General features: G+C 36.7%; 6 protein-coding genes. 1 reads left to right on the top strand and 5 read right to left on the bottom strand.

Annotated features, from left to right (window positions below; genetic code table 11):
• The first annotated feature begins 223 nt into the window (after window positions 1-223).
• Entirely contained in the window at window positions 224-409 is a 186-nt protein-coding gene (locus V7137_RS22900; RefSeq protein ID WP_335700214.1) for a hypothetical protein, read from the top strand.
• Window positions 410-480: 71 nt separating this feature from the next.
• Here V7137_RS22900 and V7137_RS22895 read toward each other — a convergent pair whose 3' ends face one another.
• The 5 genes from V7137_RS22895 to V7137_RS22875 form a co-directional block, all read right to left on the bottom strand.
• Entirely contained in the window at window positions 481-1,419 is a 939-nt protein-coding gene (locus V7137_RS22895; RefSeq protein WP_335700213.1) for an ABC transporter ATP-binding protein, read from the bottom strand.
• Window positions 1,420-2,514, bottom strand: a complete 1,095-nt coding sequence (locus tag V7137_RS22890) for an ABC transporter ATP-binding protein (RefSeq protein WP_218350506.1) — start codon at window positions 2,512-2,514, stop codon at window positions 1,420-1,422.
• Window positions 2,515-2,531: 17 nt separating this feature from the next.
• Window positions 2,532-3,560: an oligopeptide ABC transporter permease gene (opp3C, locus tag V7137_RS22885; RefSeq protein WP_335700212.1), complete on the bottom strand. Its 1,029-nt coding sequence runs from the start codon at window positions 3,558-3,560 to the stop codon at window positions 2,532-2,534.
• Window positions 3,557-4,489, bottom strand: a complete 933-nt coding sequence (gene opp3b, locus V7137_RS22880; RefSeq protein WP_218350508.1) for an oligopeptide ABC transporter permease — start codon at window positions 4,487-4,489, stop codon at window positions 3,557-3,559. Before opp3b ends, opp3C begins: the two co-directional genes overlap by 4 nt.
• Before the next feature lie 112 nt (window positions 4,490-4,601).
• A complete protein-coding gene (locus tag V7137_RS22875; RefSeq protein ID WP_218350509.1) occupies window positions 4,602-6,293 on the bottom strand; it encodes a peptide ABC transporter substrate-binding protein in 1,692 nt (563 codons plus the stop codon).
• Window positions 6,294-6,431: the final 138 nt, after the last annotated feature.

The raw sequence follows: 6,431 nt of genomic DNA, 5'->3' as shown, positions 1-6,431 counted from the left end.
ATTCTAACATTTAGTTACGGAATGATTTATAAAGGTAAGCCTAATATTATTCTCAATTAAAAATCCGTAATGAAAACGCATTCATTTTGTTTTAAAAACTTATTGATTGTTAGTCACTTTCCTCTTTAAATCGTTGGAAAGTTCTTTTACAATGAAGTGTAGGGGATATTTATATTTGCACTACAAATATTCTAAGCAGCTGATAATTGGAGGGGTTATAACCATGGGAGCATACATAATGGATTTAACTATTGTTGCTTTATTAATTGTAGGAATTACTGCCTTAATGGGTGTTATTACAAACAGTTTCGGTGAAAAGGTGTTCGGTGGTAAAAATCGAAGTGAATTTGTAGATGAAAGTGCCAAATACCAGACTGGATGGAAAACAGTTGGCGGTAAACGTAAATAAGAAAAAAAACGGTATTTTCATGGTGTTGTTTTATAAAAAAACGATCTCTAAGCGAGATCGTTTTTTTAATGCTATTTAGATTGAGATTGGAATTGTTTGAATTCTTTCTCTGAACAAAGCACAAAGTGTCCAGGAGTTACTTCTCTAAACTCCACTGGTTCATTAGGCTCGTAGTTATGACTTGCTGGATCATAGGATTTCCGTTTTCGCGTCCGTTCACTAATCGGATCTGGAGCAGGAATCGCTGATAAAAGTGATTGTGTGTACGGATGAAGTGGATTTTTATAAAGTTCATCCGCTGGTGCAAGTTCAACCATTTTACCAAAGTACATAACACCAATACGATCACTAATGTATTTTACCATTGAAAGGTCATGAGCTATAAAAAGATAGGTCAAGTTTTTATCTTTTTGTAGTTTTCTCATTAAGTTTACAACCTGAGCTTGGATAGAAACATCCAATGCAGATATCGGTTCATCGGCAATGATAAATTCTGGTTGAACAGCAAGAGCACGTGCTATTCCGATCCGTTGACGCTGACCACCACTAAATTCATGTGGATAGCGGTTTGCATGCTCTCTGTTCAAACCAACGGTTTCTAAGAGCTCGTACACTTGCTCCATCCGATCTTGCCTAGAATTTGCTAAACCATGAATATCAATTCCCTCGGCAATAACATCCGCTATTTTTAATCTAGGATTTAAAGATGCATAAGGGTCTTGGAAGATCATTTGCATTTTTCGGTTAAAATCTTTTAATTGTTTCTTTGATTTTTTACCATGAACGTTTACTCCATCGTACAAAACTTCTCCATCAGTGGCATCATACAAACGGATAATCGTACGTCCTGTTGTGGATTTACCACAGCCAGACTCACCAACGAGTCCCATTACTTCACCCTTATAGATATCAAATGAAACATTATCAACAGCTTTTACTTCGTTTGCTTTACCCTCATTAAAATATTGCTTTAGGTTTTTAATCTCAAGTAATTTCTCTCTTTGAGCCATTTATTTTCCCCCCTTTTTTCCAGGGAATTGATCTTGACCAGCATTTCCGACTTTGACTAAATCGGCATTGCCAGAAAATTGATTTTGTCGTCTTAGAACTGCAGCTGGTGGTTCAACTTTTGGTGCATCCGGATGCAGCAGCCAAGTTGCCGCATAATGTGTATCAGACACTTTGAAGAAAGGTGGTTCTTGCTCCAAATCAATCTTCATAACAAATGGGTTACGTGGCGCGAACGCGTCCCCTTTTGGTGGATCTAATAAATCTGGTGGTGTTCCTGGAATAGAGAATAGTTCATCATCTTGGGTATCCATATCAGGCATTGAACTGATTAATCCCCATGTATATGGATGCTTTGGATTATAGAAAATCTCATCAGCAGTCCCAATTTCAACTATTTTTCCTCCGTACATAACAGCAACACGGTCGGCTACATTAGCTACTACGCCAAGATCATGCGTAATAAAGATAATTGATGTATCTATTTTCTTTTGCAAATCTTTCATTAATTCAAGAATTTGTGCTTGAATGGTTACGTCAAGCGCAGTTGTCGGTTCATCAGCAATGAGAACTTTCGGGTTACATGCCAAAGCAATAGCGATAACAACCCTTTGCCTCATACCACCGGAGAACTGATGAGGATATTGATCCACACGTAACTCGGCCTTAGGAATACCAACTAGCTTTAATAATTCAATGGCTCTTTCCTTTGCAGCGTGTCTGCTCATGTTTTGGTGTTTTATAAGCGGTTCCATAATCTGGTTGCCAATTTTCATTGTTGGATTTAAAGAAGTCATCGGATCCTGGAAAATCATAGATATATCTTTTCCACGGATTTTTTGCATTTCTTTATCTTTTAATTTTGTTAGATCTTTGCCTTCAAATAGAATCTGGCCACTTTTAATTTCTGAATTGTGTTCAGGAAGTAAACGCATGATTGATTTGGTAGTTACAGATTTACCGGAACCAGATTCACCCACAATGGCTAGGGTTTCACCATTATATAAATCAAAACTTACGCCACGAATAGCTTTAACTTCACCCGAAAACGTATGAAACGAAATATTTAAATCTTTTACTTCTAAAATTTTCTCCATTTACATCCACCTGCCTTCTAATCACGCATTTTGGGATCCAACGCATCACGTAATCCGTCTGCAACAAGGTTAAAGCATACCATGATTAATGCAATCATAATCGAAGGAATAATCATTTGATACGGAAAAGCAATCATTGATTTAAATCCTGCATTTACTAATGTTCCTAAAGATGCATGAGGTTCCTGTAATCCTAACCCGATAAAACTTAGAAATGCTTCAAAGAAAATTGCATTCGGGATGGAAAACATCGTATTAATAATAATTACACCAAACATATTTGGAATCATGTGTTTAAAAATAATAGAAGAATTTGATGCACCTAAGGTTTTAGCTGCCAAAACAAATTCTTGACCTTTAAATTTCAATACTTGCGCACGTACCACACGGGCCATACTTGTCCATCCGGTAATAGTTAAGGCAATAATAATTGGGATAATACCTGGTTTTAACACGAGAATCATTAAAACAACAACAATCAGGTTCGGTATACCAACTATTACCTCAATGACCCTCTGCATTACACTATCTATACGTCCACCTAGATAACCTGAGATGGCTCCATATGCAACCCCAATAGCCATGTCAATTAACGCAGCCATAAAAGCGATAAATAACGATACTTGTGTACCTTTCCAAACACGTGCAAATTGGTCTCGGCCTAAACCATCTGTACCAAACCAATAATAGGCATCCACCTTACGAACTTCATAAGCGTTATATTCGGTACCATCTCTTCTTGACAAGGTACCATCAAACGGAAGCCAGTGAACATCTTCTAAACCTTGTATTCGAGGTGGCAAATTATTATGTTTAGTGTTTTGTGTATCGTAGGAATATGGCGTAATCATTGGTCCAACAAAGGCCATGATAATCATAATAACCAAGATTATCATGCTGACTACAGCACCTTTATTTTTCCGGACTCTTAGCCATGAATCCTGCCAGAAATTTAAACTTGGTTTAGCAATTTTTTCACTTTTTGATGGATCAATATGGACAGGAGCAAACATATCCTTTGAAATAGTTATATCTTTGTTGCTCATTTAGTTTTCCCCCCCGATACACGAATACGTGGGTCGATGATTCCATAAAGAATATCAACAATCAAGATAACTACGATAAATAATACAGCAAATAATATGTTAGTTCCCATAATAACGGGATAATCATTCATATTAATCGATTTAACGAACTGCTCACCGATTCCTGGGATTCCAAAAATTTGCTCAATAACAAGTGACCCAGTCATTAAGCTAACCGCCAATGGCCCTAAAACAGTTACAACAGGAATTAAGGCATTTCTCAAGGCATGCTTAAAGCTAATCTGCCAGCGGCTCGCACCTTTAGCTCTCGCCAAAGTAATATAATCAGACCCTAAAACTTCAACCATTTCAGTACGCATAAAACGCGCTGCAATTGAGATTGGAAACATCGCAAGAGCAATAGTAGGAAGGATCGTATACTCAGGTCCTTTCCATAACATTACTGGCAGCCAACCTAATTTCACCGAAATATAATATTGCATTAATCCAGCAAAAATAAATGATGGGATAGATTTACCAACTACTGCGATAAAAGTAGAACCGTAATCTATCCAAGTGTTTTGCTTTAGAGCAGCAACTACACCTAATAAGATACCTAAAATTGAACCTACAAGCATAGCTTGAAAACCTAATTGTGCAGAAGGTCCAAGACGATTAGCAATAAGTTCTGTCACAGGGGTATTATCAAATTGGAAGGAAACTCCTAAATCCCCTTTTGCCAAGCTCACCATATAGTTAAAATATTGAACAGGCAGTGGGTCATTCAAGCCATATTTATCCAGCAAAATATTTCGCTGAACTTCAGAAAGCTTTTCGAAGTTATTAAAAGGACTACCTGGAATTAACTTCATGAGGAAAAAGGTAAGCGATGTTACGATAAAAAGTGTAATAATCATATAGCCAACACGTTTTAGTATATATTTGACCATGCCTACACCTCCTAATTAATTGAATTTTCGACATCTTACGACAATTCTCATACAGGTAAAAAGAGAGTATATTGGTAAATATACTCTCTTCTTATTTGATTAGTTATAGTTACTATTTTGTGATTTTAATCCACTGGTAACTATAGTCAGGACCAAATGCATGGTGAGCAAAACCTTGAACTTTAGGATTGATTAGTAGGTTAACTGAACGTTGGTAAAGTGGTGCGATTGCCGCATCATCTTCTAACAAGATTTTTTCTGCATCTTGCAGAGCTTTCCAACGATCTTGTGGCTTAGCTACAAGTTCTTCACTAGCTGATTTGATTAACTTATCAAATTCAGGATTGCCATAGCTCATGTGGTTTTGTCCGCCGCCAGTAACCCATAGATCCATGTATGTCATTGGGTCAGCATAGTCAGGTCCCCAACCACCCATTAATAAATCATAATCTTCAGCATCTTCACGAGCGATACGAATTTTGAAAGGAACTGCTTCGATTGTAATTTTTAATCCAGGTAAGTTTTTCTCTAACTGATCTTTAATGAATGCGTCAGTTACTTTTGAAGTTTCAGTATCTTGACCTACATAAGTAAATTTAACTTCTTTAAGGCCAGTTTCTTTAAGACCTTGTTCCCAAAGCTTTTTAGCTTCTTCTTTGTTAGAGCTTAAGTAAGTTCCTGCAGTATCACGGAAATCCTTACCATCTAAGAATGAGAAACCTTTTGGTACAAGGAAATCAGCAGCGATTGATCCGTTTGCTAATACATCATCTACTAGAGCTTTTTTGTCTACAGATAGAGCAATTGCTTTACGGATATTAACATTCTTTAATGCTGGGTTCTTTTCGTTCATTTTTAACCACCAGATAGATGGCTCTTGATAGCGAAGTAAATCTTTTTGTCCTTCAAATTGAGAAAGGATTGCAGCTTGTGCAAGCTTCGGTGTGATATCAGCTTCACCAGCAGTATATGCGTTTGCAGATGCTTGTGGATCTTTAGAAACGTTAAAGTTAATTTTCTCTAAAGTAACGTCCTTTGCATTTACATAATCAGCATTCTTTTCTAATACCCACTCAGTACCAGTAGGACCATCCCACTTAGTCATTTTAAATGGACCATTGTATAGTAGGTGTGTAGCATCTTTCGCATAGTTAGCGCCTTCCGCTTCAACAAACTTTTTGTTTTGTGGGAAGAACAATGGGAAAGTTAAGTAAGATTCGATGTATGGAAGCGGTCTTACTAATGTGATTTCCACAGTATAATCATCTAGAGCCTTAATACCTAAATCTTCAAGTTTTGCTTTACCAGCAACAATTTCAGAAGCATTTTTGATTTTGCCTTCCATGAAGTATGCACCGTATGGAGCAGCAACTTTCGGATCAATTGCACGTTGCCATGCATACACAAAGTCATGTGCAGTTACAGGGTCACCATTAGACCATTTTGTATCTTGTTTTAATTTAATTGTAATAACAGATTTATCATCATTATAAGTTGGTGCAGCTTCAGCAACTCCAGGAATAACTTTTTGGTCTGGATCTAAACGATATAAACCTTCGTTTGTAGCATTTAACATTGTGAAGCTCAATACGTCTTGAGACATTACGCTGTCCATAGAAGGAATTTCTGCAGACTCAAGAACATTCAGAACTTGCTCATCAGCTAATGCAGTTTCTTTAGTTCCAGTGTTATTTTTGCCTTCATTTTCCTTGCCTTCATTCTTGTTTCCGCCTGAACATGCTGCTAGGAACATGCTAAGAACTAGTGATAGTACTAAAAGTAGTGAAAGTTTTGATTTCTTCACTAGTAGACCTCCCTTTTCTATTATTCTGAAAAATTACTACATTCTCTATTATACATATTTTCAACTAATTGTACATTATTTTTTTGAATTTTATTTACAGATTCGCAACAATCTTTACGTTAACATTACATTTTACTG

The organism is Neobacillus drentensis, from assembly GCF_036962765.1.
In the GTDB taxonomy this organism is placed as follows: Bacteria; Bacillota; Bacilli; order Bacillales; family Cytobacillaceae; genus Neobacillus; species Neobacillus drentensis_C.
This window is presented reverse-complemented; position numbering and strand designations above follow the sequence as displayed.